Source organism: Stenotrophomonas sp. YJH_SMC_120 (assembly GCF_059368675.1).
The window spans coordinates 322,047-345,986 of record NZ_JCAFRY010000001.1 but is presented as its reverse complement, the minus strand read 5'-3'; the positions used below and the strand labels follow the sequence as shown (position 1 = coordinate 345,986).

Below are 23,940 nucleotides of genomic sequence, written 5' to 3'. Positions count from 1 at the left end.
TCAGCGAGCCGGTGGCGGCGACAGCGGCGTCTGTTCCGACTCGCCATTGAGCTTGGCCGTGATCTGGTCGTTGTCGCGGTCGATGGCCGTGCGCTCGATCGGCCAGCGCATCACCTGCCCGGGCAGTACATAGCCCAGCAGGCCGGGGTGCACGATGCGCGGGCGCTGGACGCTGCCCAGCGCCAGGTCGGCGATCTGTGCATAGCTGTTGCCGGTGTTGGCCACCTCCACGCCGTTGCGTCCGTCCTGCAACCGGACCAGGCTGGCCTGCAGGCGCGGCGCCAGCTTGCCGCCCGAGGGTTGCACGAACACCGGTATCGAATAGCGCAGCACGAACTGCATGCCGTTGGCGCGGGTCGCCAGATCAGGCACCTCGTCGACGATCAGCCGGTAGTACTGCTGTGCCGCAGGCGGTTCGTGGTTCGGGCGCATGACCCGCACCAGCTGCTGCTGGCCAGCGCCCAGTTCCTGCATCGGAGGGGTGGCCAGCAGTTCCTCGGTGGGCAGCAGTTGTTCCTGGCCATCCTGCTGTACCCAGCGGAAGACCCGCACCTGCAGCCTGACCGGCGAGGTGCCACTGTTGGTCAGCCACAGTTCGCCGGCGCGCTGGCGGGCCTCAAGCTGCAGGCTGGTGGGGGCGACCTGGAGGCTGGTGGCACCGGCAGGGGCTGCGGCCAGCAGGGAGAGGGCGAGCAGCGCCACGCCGGTGGCGCGCCACGGGCGGGGTCCGGCCATGCGGGCGTGCTCCATCAATAGGTGATCGTGGCGGTGACCGTATCCAGGTAGTTGCCGGTGGCCGGGTTGTTGGTGCTCAGGTTCAGGATCTGGCCGTAGACGATGTAGGGCACGGCCAGGCCAGTGCCGATGCCGGCCTGGGTGTTGGTGCCCGAGGTCGCACCCCAGACCAGGGTATGAGCGGCGTCCTGGTAGAGCTGGTAGCCAACGAAGTTGTTGGCGGTCACCGCGGCGTTGGTGTTCTTCATCCGGCGGGTGGTGACGTCGTTGGCGGTGCTGGCATTGGCGCCCGCGTTCAGCGAAATCGTGTACGGGGTCAGGGCCGAGCATTGGGCGGTCACCGTGCCCTGGCCCAGGGTGGGGGTCGCCGTGGTCGAGGCCGCCGTGCCGAAGTCAACGTTGGTGGCCGCCGCCGCCGTGATGGTGCAGGCCTTGGTGACCACCAGGGTCACGTTGAAGGTCGTGGTGTCGGCGGCCAGTGCGGGGCCGGCCAGCAACAGTCCGGTCAGGACCCAGGCGAGCGGTGAGCGGAACGTGGATCGCATGGACAACCTCCCTGACCCGAAGGTCTGTTGAACAAGGCGAAGGCGGGAGGTTCGGGGCCGCTTTGACAACGGTCGTCGCCAGCTTCTGCGGGTAAGTGTCTGTAATCCGTGATAAACAGGCGTGCGAAAGGGTGGAGATCGTCACGCTTTCACTTTCCTTGCCGGAACCGTGCATGCCCCGGATCGCCAGTTGGGTGGCGTTCGTTCAGATTGCAGCGGGATCGGCGATAATGGGCGCCATGAGCGTGAATCTGAAAACCCCGCAGGAAATCGAGATGATGCGCATCGCCGGCCGCCTGGCCAGCGAAGTGCTCGACATCGTCACCCCCCACGTCAAGCCCGGTGTCACCACCGAGGAGCTGGACCGCATCTGCCACGACCACATCGTGAACGTGCAGGGCGCGATTCCGGCCAACGTCGGCTACCGCGGCTTCCCGAAGACCGTGTGCACCTCGGTCAACAACGTCATCTGCCACGGTATTCCCAGCGAAGGGAAGGTGCTGAAGGATGGCGACATCATCAATATCGACGTCACCGTCATCAAGGACGGCTGGCACGGCGACACCAGCCGCATGTACTTCGTCGGCACGCCGTCGGTGATGGCCCGCCGCCTGGTGGAAACCACCTACGAAGCGATGTGGCGCGGCATCCGTGCGGTGCGTCCGGGCGCAACCCTGGGCGACATCGGCCATGCCATCCAGAGCTATGCCGAAGGCGAGCGTTTCAGCGTGGTGCGCGAGTACTGCGGCCACGGCATCGGCAAGGTCTACCACGACGAGCCGCAGGTGGTGCATTACGGCCGCCCGGGCCAGGGCCTGGTGCTGCAGCCGGGCATGACCTTCACCATCGAACCGATGATCAACGAGGGCACCCGTTACAACAAGGTGCTGCCGGATGGCTGGACCGTGGTGACCAAGGACCGCAAGCTGTCGGCGCAGTGGGAGCACATGATCGCGGTCACCGAGACCGGCGTCGACGTGCTGACTCTGTCGCCGGGCGAGTCGCAGGTCTCCTGAGGATGCTGCCGGCGAGTTCGCTGCTGGACACGCCGGCCGCGTCGCTCAACGACCCGGACTGGGCTGCTGCCGCGCGCCAGGCGCTGCAGCAGGCCGACGCGCGCCTGTACCGCCGCTTCGACCAGGGCGACAACATCGAGCGCCTGCTGGCGCTGCGCGCGCGTGCCGCCGACCATCTGATCCGCCTGGCGTGGCAGCGCTGCCTGCCAGTCGATAGTGGCCTGTCGCTGTTCGCGGTGGGCGGCTATGGGCGCGGTGAGCTGTTCCCGCGCTCGGACATCGACCTGCTGGTGTTTGGCGGCCCGCCGGCACAGCTGGCGCACGAAGCGGCACTGGCGCGCCTGTTTGCGCTGCTGTGGGATTGCGGTCTGGCGGTCAGCCATGCGGTGCGTTCTGCATCCCAGTGCCGCGAGGCGGCGACGGACCAGACCGTGCTGACCGCGCTGATCGAGGCGCGCCCGATCCTGGCTGATGATGCGGCGCGCCGCGCGCTGCGCGAGGCCATCGACGACCGCGAACTGTGGCCGGCACGCGCGTTCTTCCTGGCCAAGCTGGAAGAACTGCGCAACCGGCACCAGCGTTTCGGCGATACCGCCGACAACCTGGAGCCGGACCTGAAGGATGGTCCCGGTGGCCTGCGCGATCTCAACACGCTGGGCTGGATGGCTCTGCGTGCCTTTGGCGTGCGCGACCTGGAAGCCCTGGTCGGGCTCGGCCATCTGGGTGCCGACGAAGCCGCGGCGCTCAAGCGCGAACGTGCGGTGCTGGCGCGGTTGCGCTTCGGCCTGCACCTGGTAGCACGTCGCCCGGAAGAGCGCCTGCGTTTCGATTACCAGAAGACCCTGGCCGCGCGCCTGGGCTTCGAAGACGACGCCGAGAACCTCGGTGTCGAGAAGATGATGCAGGGCTTCTACCGCGCCGCGCTGGTGGTGCGCCGGATCAGCGACCGCCTGCTGCAGCGCTTCGAGGAACAGTTCGATGGCGAAGCGCAGCCGGAGCCGCTGACCGTGGGCTTCTCCCTGCGCCGCGGCTACCTGGCCGCCAACGAGGCCGACTGGCCGCGTGGCGATATCGGCCAGGTGTTTGCGCTGTTCTCCAGCTGGGCCAACAATCCGCAGGTACGCGGCCTGCATTCGCTGACGGCGCGCGCGCTGGCCGAAGCGCTGCCGCTGCTGCCGGCCTACGACCAGGCCGACACCGACGCGCGCGAGCAGTTCATGACCCTGCTGCGTGGCCAACGCCCGGTCGATACGCTTTCGCGCATGGCGCGGCTGGGCGTGCTCGGCCAGTGGATTCCCGCGTTCGCCCAGGTCAGCGGGCGCATGCAGTTCGACCTGTTCCATGTCTATACCGTCGACCAGCACACGCTGATGGTCCTGCGCAACATCGGCCTGTTCGCCAGCAGCCGTGCCGACGAACGCTTCTCGATCGCCCATGAAGTCTGGCCGCGCCTGCGCAAGCCGGAGCTGCTGCTGCTGGCCGGCCTGTTCCATGACATTGCCAAGGGCCGCGGCGGCGACCATTCCGAACTGGGCGCGGTCGATGCGCGCGCGTTCTGCCAGGCGCATGCGCTGAGCACGTCCGATACCGAACTGGTAGCGTGGCTGGTCGAACAGCACCTGCGCATGTCGGTGACCGCGCAGAAGCAGGACATCGCCGACCCGGTGGTGATCCATCGCTTCGCCACCCTGGTGGGCAGCCGCGACCGCCTCGACTATCTGTACCTGCTGACCTGCGCTGATATCGCCGGCACCAGTCCGAAACTGTGGAATGCCTGGAAGGATCGCCTGCTGGCCGACCTGTACTTTGCCACCCGGCGTGCGCTGCGCGAGGGGTTGGAGCATCCGGTACCGGCCGCCGAGCGCGTGGCCGAGGCGCGTGACAGCGTGCGCGCACTGGTGCGCGAGCAGGGTTACGACGACGCCACCATCGACCGCCAGTTCGCCGTGATGCCGGATGAGGGCTTCATTCGCCTGCGCCCCGAGCAGCTGGCCTGGCAGGCCGCGGCGCTGGTACCGGTGAAACAGGGCCAGACGCTGGTGAAGGTGCGCCGCATCAGTGTCGACGACCCGGCACTGGAAGTGTTCGTGCATTCGCCGGACCGCGACGGCCTGTTCGCCGCCATCGTGATGACCCTGGACCGCAAGGGCTACGGGATCCATCGCGCGCGCGTGCTGGATGGCCCGGCCGACACCATTTTCGATACCTTCGAAGTGAACCCGGCCGACAGCTTCGCCGATGGCAGCAGCGCCAACCTGGAGGCCGCGCTGCGCGAGGCACTCAGTGGTGACCTTTCGCGCCTGCGCCCGTCGCGTCGGGTGGTGCCACGCCAGCTGCGCCATTTCCGCTTCGCGCCGCGCATCGAGTTCCGCGATGAACCGGGCGCAACCCGTTTTGCCCTGGTCGCCCCCGACCGCCCCGGCCTGCTGGCCGACGTGGCGTTCGTGCTGCGCAACCAGGGCCTGCGCGTGCATGATGCACGCATTGCCACGTTCGGCGAACGCGCCGAAGACACCTTCGTGATCAGTGACGAACACGACCTCCCCCTGACTGAACCTGCCCGACAGCAGCTGCATGACGCGATGCTGGCCTGCCTGGACCCTGATCGAAACGCCGGAGACCCCGCCTGATGGCCACCAAGCCTGTTAAGAAGACTGCTGCCACCGCCAAGAGCGCAGCGGCCAAGAAAACTGCCGCCGTGCCGGCCGCGAAGAAGGCTGCCGCGCCGAAGAAAGCCGCGGTGGTGAAGGCGCCGGCGAAGAAGGTGGCAGCACCGAAGAAGGCCCCGGCCAAGAGCGCAGAAGCCGCACGCGCCGAAACCATCGCCCGCAAGTCGCTGCGCAAGCCGGCCGCGCCGGGCGTGGAAGAACTGAAGTTCGGCATCGAAAGTGCCTTCGAACGCCGCGCCACGCTGACCCTTCACGAACTGGAAGGCTCGACCAGGCCGCTGGTCAACCGTGTGATCGACGGCCTGGAAAGCGGCGAATTCCGCGTTGCCGAACCGGACGGCCACGGTGGCTGGAAGGTCAACGAGTGGCTGAAGAAGGCCGTGCTGTTGTACTTCCGCGTCAACGACATGGCCGTGGTCGACGCACGTCCGGCGCCGTTCTGGGACAAGGTCGAATCGCGTTTTGCCGGTTATGACGAAGCGAAGTTCCGCCGTGGTGGCGTGCGCGTGGTGCCGGGCGCCATTGCCCGCCGCGGTACGTACTTCGGCAAGGACGTGGTGCTGATGCCGAGCTTCACCAACATCGGTGCCTATGTCGGTGAAGGCACCATGGTCGATACCTGGGCCACCGTGGGTTCGTGCGCGCAGATCGGCCAGCACTGCCACCTGTCCGGCGGTGCCGGCATTGGCGGCGTGCTGGAACCCCTGCAGGCCAGCCCGACCATCATTGAAGACCACTGCTTCATCGGTGCGCGTTCAGAAGTGGTGGAAGGCGTGGTGGTCGGTCACCACAGCGTGATCGGCATGGGCGTGTTCCTCAGCCAGAGCACCCGCATCTACAACCGTGCCACCGGCGAGATCACCTACGGCTACATCCCGCCGTACAGCGTGGTGGTGTCCGGCTCGCTGCCGAGCAAGGACGGTACGCATTCGCTGTACTGCGCGGTGATCGTCAAGCAGGTTGATGCCAGGACCCGCAGCAAGACCAGCGTCAACGACCTGCTGCGCGGCCTGGCCGACTGAAGGTGGCTGCGCCGGAGGAGCTGGCGCAGTCCGCGATCTACCGGCATCCGTCCGACACCCTGTTGGGGCGGATGCTGCCGCGCCTGCTGCACGCCATGCGCTGGACCCGGCTGCGCCGCGCACTGTCGCGGCGCTGGCCGATGCCGGCGCCGCCTTCGGTGGCCATCAGGCCCTCCTGCGTTTCCTCACCTGCCAAGACGAGGCCATCGCCCGCACCTGCGACTGTCGCTGGGCCAGCACCCGCATCGCGCTGCCGGTAGGCCTCGACAGCCTGCAGCCGCTGCGCCTGGAACGCGAGCTGCAGTGCCCGCGCCTGCAGGCAATGGGCGTGGCGCTTGCATCGGGCCTGGCCTTCCGCTTGCCGAGAGTGCCGTTCCGGGTCGTGTCCGAGCGCCTGTTGTGAGATTCTGGCCCTCTGTTTTCCAGCATCACAGATGGCCATGAGCACCACTGTCTACGGTTTGAAGAACTGCGATACCTGCAAGAAGGCGACCAAGTGGCTGGACCGCTTCGGCGTGCCGTACACCTTCGTCGACTACCGCGAGAACAAACCCAGCCCGGAAATGCTGCTGGCGTGGGCAGCGCAGCTGGGTGGCCTGGCCGCGATGGTGAACAAGTCCTCCACTACCTGGCGGCAGCTGCCGGACAACCGCAAGGCCGCGGACTCCGAGGCCGAGTGGAAGCTGCTGCTGCGCGAGTATCCGCAGCTGATCAAGCGCCCGCTGGTGGTCACCGCCGACGGCACGGTCAGCCAGGGTTTCAGTGACAACGGCTTCAAGGCCCGCTTCGGCGTGGGTGCCGCGTGAGCGCGGTCCTCGACCTGACCTGCGAGCTGATTGCGCGACCTTCGGTAACGCCGGACGATGCTGGTTGCCAGGCGCTGTTGGCGGCGCGGCTGAAGCAGGCCGGATTCCAGTGCGATCATCTGCGTCTGGGCGACGTTGACAATCTGTGGGCGACCCATGGCCAGGGCGCGCCGGTGCTGGTTCTGCTGGGCCACACTGACGTGGTGCCCACCGGCCCGCGCGAGACCTGGACCAGCGACCCGTTCACCCCACAGATCCGCGATGGCGTGCTGTATGGGCGCGGTGCCGCCGACATGAAAGGCAGCGTGGCGGCGTTCGTGGTGGCCGCCGAGCAGTTCGTCGCCGACCATCCCGACCATCCCGGCACGCTGGCGGTACTGCTGACCAGCGACGAGGAGGGCGATGCCATCGATGGCGTGCGCCACGTTGCACGCCTGTTCGCCGCACGCGGGCAGCGCATCGACTGGTGCATCACCGGTGAGCCGTCGTCGACCGCGACGCTGGGCGATCTGCTGCGCGTGGGACGTCGCGGCAGCCTGTCGGCCAAACTGCGCATCCAAGGCGTGCAGGGCCACGTGGCGTATCCGGAAAAGGCACGCAACCCGATTCACCAGGCGGCGCCGGCCCTGGCCGAACTATGCGCGCGGCGCTGGGACGAAGGCTACGAGAGTTTCCCGCCGACCAGCCTGCAGATCTCCAACATCCACGCCGGCACCGGTGCCAACAACGTGATTCCCGGTGAGCTCGAAGTGGATTTCAACATCCGCTACAACCCGCACTGGGATGCGCCGAAGCTGGAGGCGGAGATCACCGCACTGCTGGAACGGCATGGCCTGCAGTACACGCTGAAGTGGCATCGCAGCGGCGAGCCGTTCTACACCCCGGAAGGCACGCTGCGCGCCATCGCCCGTGCGGTGCTGGCCGAGCACATCGGCCGCGCGCCAGAAGAAAGCACCGGCGGCGGCACCTCCGATGCACGCTTCATCGCGCCATTGGGCGCCCAGTGCATCGAAGTAGGCCCGGTCAATGCCAGCATCCACCAGGTGGACGAGAACGTGCGCGTGGACGATCTGGAAGCGCTGCCGGGGCTGTACCAGCGGCTGGTGGAACGGCTGCTGGTGTGACGATGGTGGTGTGAGGATGGTGGATGCCGACCGTTGGTCGGCACACCTTCCGCGCAGGACTGTAGCCGGGCCCTGGTCCGAAAAGATGAATAACGGCGGCATGATCGCCTTTTCCCAGTAGCTTGGCGCGGCCATGTAGAAACGCTGCGCCTGGGGCCGGGCGAACAAGCCGGCCGCCGCTGGCAGGGCCGAAGGCGGGTGAGGGTCTGGCAGGCGCCAGGCCCAGGCAGGGCAGGGCAACCAGTGCCCCGGTGCCTCGTTGCCGACGCAACTGTTGCGCCGCGCTGGAAACCGGGGTAGGGTCAATGCCATGTCGATCCGCCTGGCCACCGCCGTCAACAACAACAACCGCAATAATCTGCGCGCGAATAATCGTGCGCGGCCGATGCGGGACTGCGCCCTGGGTAGATAGACAGCAACACACGCCCGGACACCAGAAAACCCGCATCAGCCGATGCGGGTTTTTTTGTGCCCGGGCGCAGCCTGCCCGGGCCTGGATGGCCGGTCGAACACCTTCCCACCCGTGAAATTCCCCAACAGGAGCTCCCCCATGTGTTCGATCTTCGGAATCTTCGGCCTGCAGGCCGGTGACGATCTTCCCACCCTGCGCCGCCACGCGCTGGAACTGTCGCAACGCCAGCGCCACCGTGGCCCGGACTGGAGCGGCGTGTACCTCGACGAAGGTGCGCTGCTGGTCCATGAACGGCTGGCCATCGTCGATCCGGCCGGTGGTTCGCAGCCGCTGCTGTCGGCCGATGGCCAGCTGGCGCTGGCGGTGAACGGCGAGATCTACAACCACCAGGCGTTGAAGGCAGCGCTGACCACCACCTACGACTTCCAGACCGGCTCGGACTGCGAGGTGATCAACGCGCTGTACCGCCAGGGCGGCGCGCCGGCGCAGTGGCTGGAACAGCTCAACGGCATCTTCGCCTTCGCGCTGTGGGACCGTGACAGTGGACGCGTGCTGGTGGCGCGCGACCCGGTCGGTGTGGTGCCGCTGTACTGGGGCCACGACGCCCAGGGGCGCTTGCGCGTGGCCTCGGAAATGAAGGCGCTGGTCGATACCTGTGCCGATGTCGCGCAGTTCCCGCCGGGCCACTATTTCGACAGTGCCAGCGGTGAACTGGTGCGCTACTACCAGCAACCGTGGCGTGACTATGCCGACGTGCAGGGTCGCCAGGCCGATCTGGCCGAACTGCGCCAGGCCTTCGAGCACGCGGTGGAACGCCAGTTGATGAGCGACGTGCCGTACGGCGTGCTGCTGTCCGGTGGCCTGGACTCGTCGCTGGTGGCGGCGGTGGCTGCGCGCTACTCACGTCGCCGCATCGAGGATGGGGGGCAGACCGAAGCCTGGTGGCCGCGCCTGCACTCGTTCGCGATCGGTTTGAAGGGCTCGCCTGATCTTGCCGCCGCTGCAATCGCCGCCGAAGCGCTGGGCACCGTGCATCACGGCTTCGAATACACCTTCGAGGAAGGCCTCGATGCGCTGCCGGAAGTGATCCGCCACATCGAGACCTACGACGTCACCACCATCCGCGCCTCCACGCCGATGTTCCTGCTGGCGCGGCGGATCAAGGCGATGGGGGTGAAGATGGTGCTTTCCGGCGAGGGCAGCGACGAGATCTTCGGTGGCTACCTGTACTTCCACAAGGCGCCGGATGCGCGCGAATTCCACGAGGAGCTGGTGCGCAAGCTCGACGCGCTGCACAACTACGACTGCCTGCGTGCCAACAAGTCGATGATGGCCTGGGGCGTGGAGCCGCGCGTGCCGTTCCTCGATCGTGAGTTCCTTGATGTGGCGATGCGCTTCGATGCCGCGCACAAGATGGTCGGTGCCGGCTTTGGCGGCCGCCGCATCGAGAAGGCGGTGCTGCGCGAGGCGTTCGATGGCTACCTGCCGGACAGCATCCTGTGGCGACAGAAGGAGCAGTTCAGCGATGGCGTCGGCTATGGCTGGATCGACGGCCTGAAGGCGCATGCCGAGGCGCAGGTGAGTGACCGCGTGCTGGCGGCGGCCGACAAGCGCTTCCCGCACAACCCGCCGCAGACCAAGGAGGCGTATTACTACCGCCACCTGTTCGAGCAGTTCTTCCCCAGCCGTGCGGCCGCGGAGACCGTGCCGGGCGGCAAGTCCATCGCCTGCTCGTCGCCGGCGGCCATTGCCTGGGACGCCAGCTTCGCCGCCGCTGCCGACCCTTCGGGACGCGCGATCGCCGGCGTGCACGAGCAGGCACTGGCCTAAGCCCCAAAATGGGGACGGAGGGGATTAAGTCGTAAGTGGCACAAACGACTTAATCCCCTCCGTCCCCTTTTTGTATGATCGCCCCCTGCGCATTGGGGAATGTTCATGGACGTACAGGCAGGCGGCAACGCGCCGCCCACGAAATGGGGATGGCGTTATCTGGCGTGGGCCGGGGTGCCGTTGCTGGCCGGCGTGCTGCTGGCGCGGTATGCCGGTCCGGCGGCCCCCGAGATGGTCGCCCGTGCCACGGTTGCTGCCGAAGGCAGCTGGGCGCAGCATCTGGCGTCTCCGCTGGGCCTGTTCCTGCTGCAGCTGCTGGTACTGCTGCTGGTAGCCAAGGGGGCGGGTGCATTGCTGAAGCGGCTGGGCCAGCCGGCGGTGATTGGCGAGATGGCGGCCGGCCTGATGATGGGCCCGCTGGTGCTCGGCAGCCTGCTGCCGCAGTTGCATGGTGCGTTGTTCCCGGCCAGCTCGTTGGGGCCGCTGGGCATGCTCAGCCAGCTGGGCGTGCTGATGTTCCTGCTGGTGGCCGGTGCCGAGCTGGACCTGGCGGCACTGCGCGGCCGCCGGCGTTTCGCCTTCACGGTCAGCCATGCCGGCATCGCGGTGCCGTTCGTGCTCGGCGTCGCGTTGGCGATCTGGCTGTATCCGCAGCACGGCCCGCAGGGCGTGGGCTTCACTGCCTTCGCACTTTTCGTCGGCATCTCGATGAGCATCACCGCGTTCCCGGTGCTGCTGCGCATCCTTGCCGACCGCGGCATCGCGCAGACGTCGCTGGGGCAGACCGCCATCGCGTGCGCGGCATTGGGCGATGCCACCGCATGGTGCCTGCTGGCACTGATCGTGGCGGCTGCACAGGCCAGTGGATGGCTGCCGGCCAGCCTCAACCTGCTGTGCGTGGTCGCCTTCGTGGCGCTGATGCTGGGGCTGGTGAAGCCGTGGTTCGCCCGCCAGCAGATTGCGCCGGGCCGTGAGGGGCGCTGGCTGCTCGGCATCCTGCTGCTGTCGTTGGGCAGTGCCCTGATCACCGAAATGCTGGGCATCCACGCGCTGTTCGGTGCCTTCGCTGCGGGCGTCGCGGTATCGTCCAACGCGCAGCTGCGCGACCTGTTGATGGCCCGCGTCGAACCGTTTGCGGTGACCCTGCTGCTGCCGTTGTTCTTCGCCGTGACCGGCCTTCGCATGCGCGCCGATGCACTGCAGGCCAGCGACATCGTGTTGTGCGGGGTGGTGATCGCGGTGGCCACGGTGGGCAAGCTGCTGGGCACCTTCAGTGCTGCACGCAGTGCCGGCATGCCCACGCGCGAGGCGTGGCGGTTGGGCGCGCTGATGAACACCCGTGGCCTGATGGAGCTGATCGTGCTCAACCTGGGTTACGAGCTGGGCCTGCTCGGCGACCGCCTGTTCGCCGTGCTGGTGGTCATGGCGCTGGTGACCACGGCGATGACCGGGCCGCTGCTGAACCTGATCGAGCGTCGCAGGGCTTGAGCGTTGAACGGTGGTGCCGGCCGCTGGCCGGCATCCACGCAGGTGTGCCCAGCAACAAGAGGTTGCCGGCCAGCGGCCGGCACTACCGCGCCGGCACCAGTGTCATCACGTGCTGTGCCTTGCCGGGCAGGAAGGGCGTCGGCCGTCCATGCACCCAGTCCTCGTGGCCGGCGCCCCAGTAGGGTGACAGTGGATGGCCGCTCTGGCCGCCCGGCATGTGCACGATGCCGTCGGCCTCGTGGCCGGGCGAGACCACCATGCGCTCGGAAGCACCGAAGTTCGGCGTCTGCACGCGTGGCATGTCACGGTCGCCGGGCAGCTGGTCGGCGGGCATGCACAGCCAGCGCTTGGCGATGCCCGGCAGCGCCCGTGCGATGGGGTGGCAGATCGCCGCAGTGTTGCGTTCGCCCCAGGTGCGCTTGGACAGCGGTCCCTGCTTGGCCAGCTCGCTCTCGGTACGGCGTGCCGCGTCGATCAGCAGCGTATCCCAGCTGTCGAAGGCCGGTGGCAGCAGATGGGCCGGACGCTGTTGCAGCATCGGCCAGGCCACGCCTTCCAGCTGCGCCAGTCGCGGGTCGAGGTAGTCATCACCCAGCTGCGCATTGGCCGGTGCCAGCAGTGCATCGGACAACGTCTCCATCACCTGGGTGCGGAATTCACGTACTACCCGGTAGCTGACCGAACTGGCCGCGGCACGACCGCCCCATTGATGGCTGACTTCCTTCAAACGCTTCAGTGCAGGGTCGTCACTGCGCTCGATGACGTCGTGCAGCAGTGCCCACCAGCGCTGCAGGAACACCGCGCGATCGTCGAGCTGGATCGCCAGCAGATCGTGCTCGTCGAAACGGTCCTGGATGGCGAGCAGATCGCGGATCTGCCGCGCGCGGGCGCCAAGGTCATAACCACCGTTGCCGACATTGGCCAGTGCCTCGCCGTCGAGGACGCGGCCGTTGGCGGTCCACAGGCGATGGTTCGGTGGGTCGATCAATGCCGGCGATGCGTCGCTGCGGATCGGCCAAGGGGCGCAGTCCTGGTTGTTGGCGGCGGTGAAGCCGGCCGGTGCACAGCCCGGACCGCGGTCGGGGCGGGCGCCGATCAGGCGCCAGGCGATGCGTCCGCTGCGGTCGCCGACCACCAGGTTCTGTGCGGGGATGCCGGCGTGGTCGGCGAACTGCAGGGCACTGTCCAGGTCACCGGCGCGGGCCAGGTCACCGAAGTCCAGGCGCACCGCGCCGGGCAGGTGGGCGACCCAGCGCAGCGCGTCGCCGCTGCCATCGGCATGCGTGTGCAGGATCGGCCCCCAGTCGGTTTCGCGCACCGGGAACAGCACGTCGGCCTGGCCGGCCACCGCAATCCGCTCTTCATGCACGGTCACTGCGGCGTTGGCTGGTTCAGTGCGGTAATCGGCGGTGTCTATGTAACTGTTGGTGAAGCCCCAGGCGACGTGGCCGTTGCTGCCGACGATCACCGCTGGCAGGCCGGGCAGTGAGAAGCCGGTGACGTCAACCTGTCCGCTCGCGGCCTGCGGGTCGGGGTAGCGCAGGCGCACGCGGAACCACAGACCCGGCGCGCGCAGGCCCAGGTGCATGTCGTCGGCGACGATCGCGCGACCGTCCGCGGTAAGCGCACCGGCCACCGCGAAGTTGTTGCTGCCGACGGCGTCGACCTCTTCCTGCGCGGTGCCGGATTTTCCCTTCAATGTGCGCAGGTCGAGCTGGCTGGCATCGGGCAGGGCGGCGTTGCCGGTGGGTTCGCCGAACAGCGGTGCATCCCATTCGGTGCCGTCGTGGGCGATCAATGCGTACAGCGCCGGCGGCACCACTGCGCGGATGCGGCTCAGTGCAAGCTCGGTCTGGTTGCCGGGGTCCTGCAGGTCGGCGTACATGGCCAGCCCGGTCAGCACGCTGTCGCTGGCCTGCCACGGTTGCGGCGACTGCCGCAGCAGCAGGTAGGCCCATGGCCGCACGGAGAGGCCGGCCAGGCCCTCATTGACCCCACCGACATAGGCGCTCACGGCTTCGACGTTGTCGCCCAGCGCAGCCTGCACGTTCGCCTCTGTGCGCGCGCGCAGCCGATGCACGCGCATGCGCTTGTCGGCATCGATCGCCTTCGGGCCAAACAGTGCGGACAGTTCGCCGGCGGCGCTACGGCGCATCAGGTCCATCTCGAAATAGCGTTCCTGCGCATGCACGCGGCCCAATGCGCGCATCGCGTCGGCCTGGCTGGTGGCGGTGATGGTGACCACGCCCAGCGCATCGCGCTCGATGGTGACCGGCCTGGCCAGGCCGGGCAGCGCATGCTCGCCGTCCAGGTCGGCCAGGCTGCCGCGCAGCAGCAGCCACAGGACCAGTGCGGTGACCAGCACGATGGCGATCACTACGCCCAGCATCCAACGCCATGTACGTCGCATCGCACGTCCTTTCCGAACTCGTGGGCCGATTGTAGCCGCAGGCGCAACTGCGACTGATTCCGATTAGATCACCGTATTTTGAAATGCGGCACCCTATGCCGCATCGATTCACAGGAGCCCCCCATGAAAGGCAACCCGGACGTCATCGCCTGCCTGAAGGAACTGCTGCGCGGCGAGCTTGCTGCCCGCGACCAGTACTTCATCCATTCCCGCCGCTACGAGGACCAGGGCCTGTTCGCGCTGTACGAACGCCTGAACCACGAGATGGAAGAGGAAACCCAGCACGCCGATGCGCTGCTGCGCCGGATCCTGTTCCTGGGCGGCGACCCGGACATGCGCCCCCACGCCACCGAGCCGGGCAAGACCGTGGAAGAGATGCTGCAGAAGGATCTCGACACTGAATACGCGGTTCGGAACAATCTCGCCGCCGGCATGAAGCTGTGCGAGGAGAAGGGTGACTACGTGAGCCGCGACATCCTGTTGGCCCAGCTGAAGGACACCGAGGAAGACCACGCCTGGTGGCTGGAGCAGCAGCTGGGCCTGATCAAGCGCATCGGCCTGGAGCTGTACCAGCTGAGCAAGATCGACGGCAACGGCGCCCCGGCGCACTGAGCCGGCACCGCGCTTCGCTAGAGCCGACCGCTGGTCGGCTGCTTTTTGCAGAGCAGCCGACCAGCGGTCGGCTCTACCAGGCGCACAAAGCAATGTCGCCCGCCAGCACCGGAGCACCGCCAGCCAGCCTTCGCCAGCCAGCTGCTCCATCGCCCGCCAGCCGACAACGAAAAAGCCGGGGAATGCCCCGGCTTTTTCGTGTCCGGGGTCGGATCCGTTTTCAACGAAAACGGCTCTGACCCCATTGGGATCGAAAACGCCAACCGAGGTTGGCGTTTGCCGGGGTAATGCGTGTCAACCAAGGTTGACACCCACCTCAACCAAGGTTGACACCCACCAGGGGCAGGGCCCAAGCCCTTATTCCACCGACAACCCTTCCACCTTCTGCCAGCCGCGCGGCAGCAGGTGGCCGCGGGTGGCGCGGGCGCCGAGGTAGGCGTCGAGCTCGTTGAACTTCAGCCCCATCGTGCGCTGACCGCTGCGCACCTGCAGGGTCTGCCCCGGGCTGATCGCCACGATGGCGACCACGCGTTCAGTGGCGAGCTTGGCCTTCGGGATCTCGATGATCTTGTTGCCCTTGCCCTTGTCCAGTTCCGGCAGGTCGTTGGCGGCGATCGCCAGCAGGTTGCCGGAACTGGTCACCGCCACGATGCGGTCGGTGGCCACGTTGGCGACCATCGACGGGGTGAGCACCGACGAGCCGGACGACAGGTTCAGCATCGCCTTGCCGGCCTTGTTGCGACCGATCAGGTTCTCGAAGCGGGTGACGAAGCCGTAGCCATGGCTGGAGGCCAGCACGAAGCGGGCATCCGGCTCGGCACTGGCCAGGGTCACGAAGCTGGTACCCGCTGCCGGCGAGAAGCGGCCGGTCAGCGGCTCGCCGTTGCCACGCGCGGAGGGCAGGGTGTGCACCGGCGTCGAGTAGGCGCGGCCCTCGCTGTCGAGGAACGCGACCTGCTGGGTGCTGCGCGCACGCACCGCGCCCTGCAGGGCATCACCGTCGCGGTAGGAGAGGGCGGACGCATCGACGTCATGGCCCTTGGCGGCACGGATCCAGCCCTTTTCCGACAGCACCACGGTCATCGGCTCGCTCGGCACCAGCTCGGTCTCGTCGATGGCCTGCGCGGCCTGGCGCTGCACCAGCGGCGAACGGCGCGCGTCGCCGAACTTCTTGGCGTCGGCCGTCAGTTCGTCGCGGATCAGCTTCTTCAGCTTGGCCTTGCTGTCGAGGATGCCGAGGATCTTCTCGCGTTCCTTGGCCAGCTCGTCCTGCTCGCCGCGGATCTTCATCTCTTCCAGGCGGGCCAGCTGCTTCAGCTTGGTTTCCAGGATGTACTCGGCCTGTTCCTCGGACAGGCCGAAGCGCGCGATCAGCGCTGCCTTCGGTTCGTCCTCGGTACGGATGATGTGGATCACCTCGTCCAGGTTGAGGAAGGCGACCAGCAGGCCTTCCAGCAGGTGCAGGCGGCGCTCGACCTTCTGCAGGCGGTGCTGCAGGCGGCGGGTGACGGTGTTGCTGCGGAAGGTCAGCCATTCGCTGAGCAGCATCTTCAGGTTCTTCACCTGCGGACGGCCGTCCAGCCCGATCACGTTGAGGTTGACGCGGTAGCTGCGCTCCAGGTCCGTTGTCGCGAACAGGTGGCCCATCAGCTGGTCGGCGTCGACGCGGTTGGAACGTGGCACCAGCACCACGCGCACCGGGTTGGCGTGGTCGGATTCGTCGCGGATGTCTTCCAGCCACGGCAGCTTCTTGGCGCGCATCTGCGCGGCGATCTGCTCGATCACCTTCGACGGCGACACCTGGAACGGCAGCGCCGTCACCACGATGTTGTTGGCTTCCTTGTTGAAGGTCGCCCGCGCACGCACGCTGCCGTTGCCGGTCTCGTAGATGTTCCGCAGATCGTTGGCGGCGGTGATGATCTCGGCGCTGGACGGGTAGTCCGGGCCCTGCACGTGCTCGCACAGGTCGCGCACGGTCGCATCGGGATTGTCCAGCAGGTGCAGCAGTGCGCTGACGATCTCGTTGAGATTGTGCGGCGGCACGTCGGTGGCCATGCCCACGGCGATGCCGGTGGTGCCGTTCAGCAGCAGGTGCGGCAGCCGCGCTGGCATCCAGGTCGGTTCCTGCAGGGTGCCGTCGAAGTTCGGTGCCCAGTCGGTGGTGCCCTGGCCCAGTTCGCCCAGCAGCACTTCGGCGATCGGGGTCAGCTTGGATTCGGTGTAACGCATCGCCGCGAACGACTTCGGGTCATCGCTGGAGCCGAAGTTGCCCTGGCCCTCGATCAGCGGGTAGCGGTACGAGAACGGCTGCGCCATCAGCACCAGCGCCTCGTAGCACGCGCTGTCGCCGTGCGGGTGGTACTTACCGATGACGTCACCGACGGTGCGCGCGGACTTCTTCGGCTTGGACGCAGCATTCAGGCCCAGCTCGCTCATCGAATAGATGATGCGGCGCTGCACCGGCTTCAGGCCGTCGCCGATGAACGGCAGGGCGCGGTCCAGGACCACGTACATCGAGTAGTCGAGGTAGGCGCGTTCGGCGTACTCGCGCAGCGGCAGTTGTTCGAATCCGTGGAACACGGGGCGGGCAAGTTCGGTCATGCGGCGTTGTTACCTATGTCGGGAGGCGGCGACGGCGGTCGCCGCTCGCAATCCTGTGATTATCCGGATGCGGCGGGGGATGCCAAGCCACGTGCAGGGTCCAGCCCGGTTTCGAGGCCATGCCCGGCCCGCGCCAGATAGCGCCCCGGTGGCAGCCCGAAGTGGCGGCGGAACACGGTGACGAAGGCACTGGCACTGCTGAAGCCCAGTGCATGGGCGATGTCGGCCACGCTGCGGCCATCGGTCAGCTGGCGCAGGGCTTCGGACAGGCGGGCCTGTTGCCGCCACTGGGCGAAGCTGAGCGTGGTCTCGTCGCGGAAGTGACGGGTCAGGCTGCGCGGCGACAGGCCGGCCCAATGCGCCCATTCGGCCAGGCTGCGCTCGTCGGACGGGTCGGCCAGCAGCTGCGAGGCGATCTTCAGCAGGCGCCGGTCGTGCGGCATCGGCAGGTGCATGCGCTGGCGCGGCGCGGTGCGGATCTCGTCCAGCAGCACCTCGATGATGTGCTGGCGCTCAGGCGTGGTGTCATAGCCCAGCGGCCATTCGCAGATGCGGTCGGCCAGCGCCTGCGCCAGCTTGGACAGGCCCAGTACGCAGGGATCTGCGGGCAGGGTGGCGCAGGCCGGCGCGGCCAGCGCCATGCCCCAGCCGCGCAGCGGACCGTCCAAGGTCACCGTATGCGGCTCCAGCGGTGGCATCCAGCCGGCCGAGCCCGGTGCCAGCGACCACGTCCCGTGCGAGGTGCGGGTGGTCAGCAGGCCACGCTCGACACAGATCAGCTGGGCGCGCTGGTGGTGGTGCCAGTCCACTTCCCGGACCAGCCCCTGCGGGCTGTCGAAGCGGAAAGCGACCACCGGTGGGCCATCGTTGCGCTCGAACCAATCCAGTGCGTCGTCCCTGAGCAGGCGCTTGGGAGCGGGAATTTCTGCCTTGTTCATCATGTCCGCTGGCTGAAATGTGTCATCCATTGGCTGAATTGTACTACCGGGCCACCTGACCAGATCATTAAGGTAGGCGCCTTCATTGATCCAGCCCACTGCTGCAACACAGCATTCGATGCCAGATCGAATATTTCCATTGAGAAATATTTTTTTTGGAAGAGAATGCTCCCCCATGATCTGTCCTGCAACCACTCCCCCCAGCTTCGGCCTGCTGCTGCGCCAGGTGCGCGACGGCCTGGTCCGGCAACTCGACGCGTCCATGGCTGAAGAAGACTTGGGTATCGGCTTCACCCACTACATCGGGTTGAAGGTGCTCTCGCACATGGCCCCGTGCACGGCCAACGAACTGGCCCAGGCCATCGACCAGGTACCCAGCGCAGTCACCCGCCTGCTGGACAAGCTCGAGGCACTGGGCTGCGTCCGCCGCGAACCGCATGCGCAGGACCGGCGTGCGCTGCAGATCGTGCTGACCGATGAAGGCCGCGCATTGTGGGCGCGGTTGAAGCTGCGTGGCGACGCGGTGATGGATTACGCCCTGCGTGATCTTTCCGCCGACGAGCGCACGCTGCTGCTGTCCCTCCTTACCCGAATCCGCGATTCCCTGACGACCCCATGAACCCGATCCCGCATTCCACTCTCCGCCGGTCCGGGCGCGCGCTGCTGGTGTCAGCGCTGGCCCTGGCCCTGGCCGCCTGCGCCAGCAGTCATGGCCTCAACCCGCAGGGCCACGTGCTTGACGTGGACAGCCTGCACAGCGAACGCACCCTGGCCGACACCGACCTCAGCGCCACCGGCTTCCCGGCGCAGGACTGGTGGAAGGCGCTGGGCGATGCGCAGCTGGACGCGCTGGTCGCCGAGGGCCTGGCCGGCCACCCGAGCCTGGACGCCGCCGACGCGCGCCTGCGCCAGGCCCAGGCCCAGGTCGGCACCGCACGTGCCGATGAGCTGCCCAGCCTGTCGGTGTCCGGTGGCTATACCGGGCTGCGCCTGCCTGAGTCGATGGCAGGCAGCGAGATCGGTGGCCATTACGCCGGCAGCAGCCAGGTCGCCTTCGACTTCAGCTATGGCGTGGACCTGTGGGGCGGCAAGCGCGCCGCCTGGGAAGCCGCCGTGGATGGCGCGCATGCGGCCACCGTCGAGGCGCAGGCGGCACGCCTGAACCTGTCCACCGGCATCACCCAGGCCTACGCCGACCTCGCCTATGCGTGGCAGCTCAATGATGTGGCCGAAGAAGAACTGGCCCGCTCGCAGAAGTCGCTGGAACTGACCCGCCAGCGCCGCCGCGCCGGCATCGACAGCGATCTGCAGGTGCGCCAGGCCGAGGCCCGCGTACCGGCCGCGCAGCAGCAGGTGCAGGCCGCACAGCAGCGGATCGACGCGGCCCGCACCGCACTGGCCGCGCTGGTCGGCAAGGGCCCGGACCGTGGCCTGTCGATCCAGCGCCCGCAGCCGCTGAACCCGGTGGCGCTGCAGCTGCCGGGCGTGCTGCCCAGCGAACTGCTGGGCCGTCGCCCCGACATCGTTGCCGCACGCTGGCGCGTTGAAGCGGCCGACAAGCAGATCAAGGTTGCCAAGACCAGGTTCTACCCGAGCTTCAACCTGACCGCGCTGGCCGGCGTGGTCGCCCCGAACGTGGGTGACCTGCTGAAGAGCAGCTCCACCTTCGCCTACATCGGCCCGGCGCTGAGCCTGCCGATCTTCGAAGGTGGCAAGCTGCGCGCCAACCTGGCCAACACCGATGCGCAGTACGACCTGGCGGTGGCCAACTACAACCAGACCGTGCTCGACGCACTGCGCGACGTCGCCGACCAGGTCAACGCGGTGCGCTCGCTGGCGCAGCAGGCGCACTCGCAGCAGCAGGCGGTGGATACCGCACGCTCGGCCTTCGACCTGGCCCAGCAGCGTTACCGCGCCGGCATCGGCAGCTACCTGGACGTGCTGACCGCGCAGTCCACCCTGCTGCAGTCGCAGCAGCAGCTGGCCGGCCTGCAGTCGCAGCAGGTGCAGTCCTCGGTGCGCCTGAGCAAGGCGCTGGGCGGTGGTTTCCAGCCCGCTGACGCCGACCGCGCACCGATCGCCTCCCATTCCGATTCCTCGCATTCCTGAAGACGCCCGCCATGAGCCAGACCCAAGACACCGCGGCCCCGGCCGCCCCCAACCGCCGCGGCAACCTGCTGCGCGGCCTGTTCGTGATCGTCGTGCTGCTGCTTGCCGCACTGGCGCTGTGGTACTTCATGTTCGGCCGTTGGTTCGAAGAGACCGACGATGCCTACGTGCAGGGCAACCAGGTGCAGATCACCCCGCTGGTGGCCGGTACCGTGGTCGCCATCAACGCCGATGACGGCATGCGCGTGGAGCGCGGCCAGCTGCTGGTCCAGCTGGACCCGTCCGACACCGCGGTGGCACTGCAGCAGGCCGAAGCCAACCTGGCCAAGACGGTGCGCCAGACCCGTGGTCTGTACCGCAGCGTGGAAGGCGCCCAGGCGGACTTGAACGCCCGCCAGGTGACCCTGAAGCGCGTGCGCGAAGACTTCGCCCGCCGCAAGGACCTGGCCGCCACCGGCGCCATCTCCAACGAAGAACTGGCCCACGCCCGTGACGAGCTGGCTGCCGCCGAAGCGGCCGTGGCCGGCTCGCGCGAGACCGTCGAGCGCAACCGCGCGCTGGTCGACGACACCGTGATCGCCACCCAGCCGGACGTGCAGGCCGCCGCCGCGCAGCTGCGCCAGGCCTTCCTCAACAACGCCCGCGCCGGCATCGTCGCGCCGGTCACCGGCTACGTCGCCCGGCGTTCGGTGCAGGTCGGTCAGCGCGTGCAGCCGGGCAATGCCCTGATGGCCGTGGTGCCGACCGAGCAGATGTGGGTCGAGGCCAACTTCAAGGAAACCCAGCTGCGCCACATGCGCCTGGGCCAGGAAGTGGAGCTGAAGTCGGACCTGTACGCCGGTGACGTGAAGTACAAGGGCCGCATCCAGAGCCTTGGCCTGGGCACCGGCTCCGCGTTCTCGCTGCTGCCGGCGCAGAACGCCAGCGGCAACTGGATCAAGATCGTGCAGCGCGTGCCGGTGCGCATCGCCATCGATGCCAAGCAGCTGGCCGAACACCCGCTGCGCATCGGCCTGTCGATGAAGGCTGAAGTGAGCCTGCGCGACCAGAAGGGCGAAGTGCTGCCGAGCACTCCGGCCAAGGGCACGGTGTTCGACACCGACGTGTATGCCAAGCAGCTGCATGATGCCGACGAGGTGATCCACACGATCATCCAGGGCAACCTGCCGCAGCAGCAGGCGAAGGTGGGCTGAGGTCGCCATGTCCGCACAAGCTCCAGCCGCGCCCGGCGCTCCGGGCGCACCGGCGGCGCCGGGTGCGGCCTCCGGGTTCCTGCCGCCCAGCGTCGCACTGTGCACCGTGGGCCTGGCGATGGCCTCGTTCATGCAGGTGCTCGACACCACCATCGCCAACGTCTCGCTGCCGACCATCGCCGGCAATCTCGGCGCCAGTTCGCAGCAGGCGACCTGGGTCATCACCTCGTTCGCGGTCAGCACGGCCATCGCGCTGCCGCTGACCGGCTGGCTCAGCCGCCGTTTCGGCGAACGCAAGCTGTTCGTCTGGGCCACGCTGGCCTTCGTCATCACCTCGCTGCTGTGCGGCCTGGCGCAGAGCATGGGCATGCTGGTGCTGTCGCGTGCGCTGCAGGGGTTCGTGGCCGGCCCGATGTACCCGATCACGCAGTCGCTGCTGGTCTCGATCTATCCGCGCGAGAAACGCGGGCAGGCATTGGCACTGCTGGCGATGATCACGGTGGTTGCGCCGATCTGTGGCCCGATCCTCGGTGGCTGGATCACCGACAACTACAGCTGGGAGTGGATCTTCCTGATCAACGTGCCGCTGGGCATCTTCGCCGCGCTGGTGGTGGGCAACCAGCTGAAGGGGCGCCCGGAGCAGATCGAGAAGCCGAAGATGGACTACGTCGGCCTGGTCACCCTGGTGATCGGCGTCGGTGCGCTTCAGCTGGTCCTCGACCTGGGCAACGACGAGGACTGGTTCTCGTCGATGAAGATCGTGGTGCTGGCCTGCGTAGCGGTGGTGACGCTGACGGTGTTCCTGATCTGGGAGCTGACCGACAAGGATCCGATCGTTGACCTGAAGCTGTTCCGGCACCGCAACTTCCGCGCCGGTACGCTGGCGATGGTGGTGGCCTACGCGGCGTTCTTCAGCGTGGCGCTGCTGATCCCGCAGTGGCTGCAGCGTGACATGGGCTACACCGCGATCTGGGCGGGCCTGGCGACGGCGCCGATCGGCATCCTGCCGGTGATCATGACCCCGTTCGTGGGCAAGTATGCGTCGCGCTTCGATATGCGCATGCTGGCCACGGTCGCGTTCATTGTGTTGTCGATGACCAGCTTCCTGCGATCGAACTTCAACCTGCAGGTGGACTACATTCACGTGGCCGGCGTACAGCTGATCATGGGCATCGGCGTCGCGCTGTTCTTCATGCCGGTGCTGCAGATCCTGCTGTCGGACCTGGATGGGCGCGAGATCGCGGCGGGCTCCGGCCTGGCCACGTTCCTGCGTACGCTGGGCGGCAGCTTCGCGGCGTCACTGACGACGTGGCTGTGGGCGCGGCGTACCCAGGTGCACCATGCCGACCTGACCGAACACATCTCGGCCTATCAGCCCGGCATGCAGGACCAGGTGACGGCGATGGGGCAGGGCGACCTGCAACACGGTGCAGCGGTACTGAACAACATGATCAACCACCAGGCATCGCAGATGGGCTTCAACGACATCTTCTTCCTGCTGGGCTGGATCTTCCTGGCGATCATTACGTTCCTGTGGCTGGCCAAGCCGCCATTCGGCGCAGGCGCAGGTGCAGCCGCCGGTGGTGGACACTGAAACTCCCTGGAAACACCGTGCTGTATTTTGACCCCGCCGCGAGGCGGGGTTTTTGTTGGGGCGACGCTGGTCGCGCGGGCATTGCCCTCGGGGTGGTGCAACGGCGCAGGTTCAGCGCGTGCGATAGACGCGTTTGAACACCACCCGGTCGGAAGACAATCGGGAAATGGCCCAGATCCCCGCCACAAGTACGGCGCCGCATGCGAGCCAGCCGGCAGTGGCCTGAAATCGGCTGCCGACAAGTGCGCCGCAGATGATGGCGGCGACAAAGACAAGCATTACGGCCTCCTTTGATGCGCCGTAGTGGACCTCGGCCTGGCATCCCACGCATACGCTTACGCCGTGGTCGAGCCGGTATGGCAGTGTGGGCAGATGATGCTGCGCTGCATTGGTGCGTCCTTTGGGGGAGAGGGGGGGCGCTGGTCAGGTCGTGGCGATACACCTGCAACCGGCTCCCGCAAATCTGCCTCCCGCCGAAAAGGAATCGGGTGGATCTCGACTAGGAAAAGTGCGAATTGAACGGGGAACGTGAAATGCGCCCCAAAAGGCGGCCGTTCAAGGTCTGGTGACGACGCGCCGGGAGGAGGTATGCACCCGCAGACGACGCCCGGGCGGTGCGAGATACGACAGTCCGAGTGGCGGTTGCGATGCCAGGATCGCCAAACCCCGGAAACGAAAAAACCCGCTTTCGCGGGTTTGATCATCTTGAGTCGTGGTGCCCAGGAGAGGACTCGAACCTCCACGGTTTTACCCGCTAGTACCTGAAACTAGTGCGTCTACCAATTCCGCCACCTGGGCGACTCAGGAGATGAATTGTGCGGGACGGCAGAGAGTGT

At 67.3% G+C, this 23,940-nt stretch carries 18 protein-coding genes, 1 tRNA gene and 1 pseudogene; 13 read left to right on the top strand and 7 right to left on the bottom strand.

Annotated features, from left to right (window positions below; translation table 11 throughout):
- Window positions 1–750, bottom strand: a complete 750-nt coding sequence (locus AC5P60_RS01850; protein ID WP_005412746.1) for a fimbrial biogenesis chaperone — start codon at window positions 748–750, stop codon at window positions 1–3.
- Entirely contained in the window at window positions 750–1,280 is a 531-nt protein-coding gene (locus tag AC5P60_RS01845; RefSeq protein ID WP_005412747.1) for a Csu type fimbrial protein, read from the bottom strand. Before AC5P60_RS01845 ends, AC5P60_RS01850 begins: the two co-directional genes overlap by 1 nt.
- Window positions 1,281–1,453: 173 nt before the next feature.
- Here AC5P60_RS01845 and map point away from each other — a divergent pair, with 173 nt between their 5' ends.
- From map to AC5P60_RS01805, 8 genes and pseudogenes are all read left to right on the top strand, one after another.
- Window positions 1,454–2,296: a type I methionyl aminopeptidase gene (gene map, locus AC5P60_RS01840; RefSeq protein ID WP_005408754.1), complete on the top strand. Its 843-nt coding sequence runs from the start codon at window positions 1,454–1,456 to the stop codon at window positions 2,294–2,296.
- A gap of 20 nt (window positions 2,297–2,316) precedes the next feature.
- The gene (locus AC5P60_RS01835) at window positions 2,317–4,926 is read left to right on the top strand and encodes a [protein-PII] uridylyltransferase (protein WP_447177726.1); all 2,610 of its coding nucleotides are present in this window, start codon (window positions 2,317–2,319) and stop codon (window positions 4,924–4,926) included.
- Window positions 4,926–5,987 carry a 2,3,4,5-tetrahydropyridine-2,6-dicarboxylate N-succinyltransferase gene (dapD, locus tag AC5P60_RS01830; RefSeq protein WP_005408756.1) on the top strand — a complete coding sequence of 354 codons (1,062 nt, stop codon included), beginning with the start codon at window positions 4,926–4,928 and terminating at the stop codon, window positions 5,985–5,987. The genes AC5P60_RS01835 and dapD overlap by 1 nt, the downstream gene beginning before the upstream one ends.
- A gap of 136 nt (window positions 5,988–6,123) precedes the next feature.
- A pseudogene (locus tag AC5P60_RS01825) lies at window positions 6,124–6,390 on the top strand (hypothetical protein); the annotation flags it as partial.
- A 31-nt stretch (window positions 6,391–6,421) separates the two neighbouring features.
- Window positions 6,422–6,793 (top strand): arsenate reductase, encoded by a 372-nt coding sequence (locus AC5P60_RS01820; RefSeq protein WP_172958409.1) that lies wholly within the window; start codon window positions 6,422–6,424, stop codon window positions 6,791–6,793.
- Window positions 6,790–7,917 (top strand): succinyl-diaminopimelate desuccinylase, encoded by a 1,128-nt coding sequence (gene dapE / locus AC5P60_RS01815; protein WP_049453171.1) that lies wholly within the window; start codon window positions 6,790–6,792, stop codon window positions 7,915–7,917. The genes AC5P60_RS01820 and dapE overlap by 4 nt, the downstream gene beginning before the upstream one ends.
- 550 nt (window positions 7,918–8,467) lie before the next feature.
- Window positions 8,468–10,159, top strand: a complete 1,692-nt coding sequence (gene asnB, locus AC5P60_RS01810) for an asparagine synthase B (protein ID WP_483692893.1) — start codon at window positions 8,468–8,470, stop codon at window positions 10,157–10,159.
- Between the two features lie 99 nt (window positions 10,160–10,258).
- On the top strand, window positions 10,259–11,647 hold the full coding sequence (locus tag AC5P60_RS01805) for a cation:proton antiporter domain-containing protein (RefSeq protein ID WP_483692892.1): 1,389 nt from the start codon (window positions 10,259–10,261) through the stop codon (window positions 11,645–11,647).
- Between the two features lie 82 nt (window positions 11,648–11,729).
- On the opposite strand, the gene AC5P60_RS01800 is transcribed toward AC5P60_RS01805, so the two are convergent.
- Window positions 11,730–14,057 carry a penicillin acylase family protein gene (locus AC5P60_RS01800; protein ID WP_495201666.1) on the bottom strand — a complete coding sequence of 776 codons (2,328 nt, stop codon included), beginning with the start codon at window positions 14,055–14,057 and terminating at the stop codon, window positions 11,730–11,732.
- Window positions 14,058–14,180: 123 nt separating this feature from the next.
- On the opposite strand from AC5P60_RS01800, the gene bfr reads away from it, so the two are divergent.
- Window positions 14,181–14,669 carry a bacterioferritin gene (bfr, locus tag AC5P60_RS01795; protein WP_005408763.1) on the top strand — a complete coding sequence of 163 codons (489 nt, stop codon included), beginning with the start codon at window positions 14,181–14,183 and terminating at the stop codon, window positions 14,667–14,669.
- Between the two features lie 357 nt (window positions 14,670–15,026).
- Here the strand turns inward: bfr and parC are convergent, their stop codons facing one another.
- Together parC and AC5P60_RS01785 are read right to left on the bottom strand one after the other, a co-directional pair.
- Window positions 15,027–17,270, bottom strand: a complete 2,244-nt coding sequence (parC, locus tag AC5P60_RS01790) for a DNA topoisomerase IV subunit A (protein ID WP_005408764.1) — start codon at window positions 17,268–17,270, stop codon at window positions 15,027–15,029.
- 59 nt (window positions 17,271–17,329) lie between these two features.
- Window positions 17,330–18,211 (bottom strand): helix-turn-helix domain-containing protein, encoded by an 882-nt coding sequence (locus AC5P60_RS01785; RefSeq protein WP_005408765.1) that lies wholly within the window; start codon window positions 18,209–18,211, stop codon window positions 17,330–17,332.
- Between the two features lie 172 nt (window positions 18,212–18,383).
- Here AC5P60_RS01785 and emrR point away from each other — a divergent pair, with 172 nt between their 5' ends.
- The 4 genes from emrR to emrB are packed head-to-tail and all read left to right on the top strand — an operon-like array spanning window position 18,384 to window position 23,104.
- Window positions 18,384–18,827, top strand: coding sequence for a multidrug efflux system transcriptional regulator EmrR (emrR, locus tag AC5P60_RS01780; RefSeq protein ID WP_005408766.1), 444 nt, complete (start codon window positions 18,384–18,386; stop codon window positions 18,825–18,827).
- A complete protein-coding gene (gene emrC / locus AC5P60_RS01775) occupies window positions 18,824–20,317 on the top strand; it encodes a multidrug efflux transporter outer membrane subunit EmrC (RefSeq protein WP_483692890.1) in 1,494 nt (497 codons plus the stop codon). The genes emrR and emrC overlap by 4 nt, the downstream gene beginning before the upstream one ends.
- 11 nt (window positions 20,318–20,328) lie before the next feature.
- Window positions 20,329–21,510, top strand: coding sequence for a multidrug efflux MFS transporter periplasmic adaptor subunit EmrA (gene emrA / locus AC5P60_RS01770; protein ID WP_005408768.1), 1,182 nt, complete (start codon window positions 20,329–20,331; stop codon window positions 21,508–21,510).
- 7 nt (window positions 21,511–21,517) lie between these two features.
- A complete protein-coding gene (emrB, locus tag AC5P60_RS01765) occupies window positions 21,518–23,104 on the top strand; it encodes a multidrug efflux MFS transporter permease subunit EmrB (RefSeq protein WP_483692889.1) in 1,587 nt (528 codons plus the stop codon).
- 111 nt (window positions 23,105–23,215) lie between these two features.
- Here the strand turns inward: emrB and AC5P60_RS01760 are convergent, their stop codons facing one another.
- Both AC5P60_RS01760 and AC5P60_RS01755 read right to left on the bottom strand, forming a co-directional pair.
- Complete coding sequence (locus AC5P60_RS01760) at window positions 23,216–23,383, bottom strand: hypothetical protein (protein WP_483692888.1); 168 nt, start codon at window positions 23,381–23,383, stop codon at window positions 23,216–23,218.
- A 434-nt stretch (window positions 23,384–23,817) separates the two neighbouring features.
- A tRNA-Leu gene (locus AC5P60_RS01755) sits at window positions 23,818–23,902 on the bottom strand.
- Window positions 23,903–23,940: the final 38 nt, after the last annotated feature.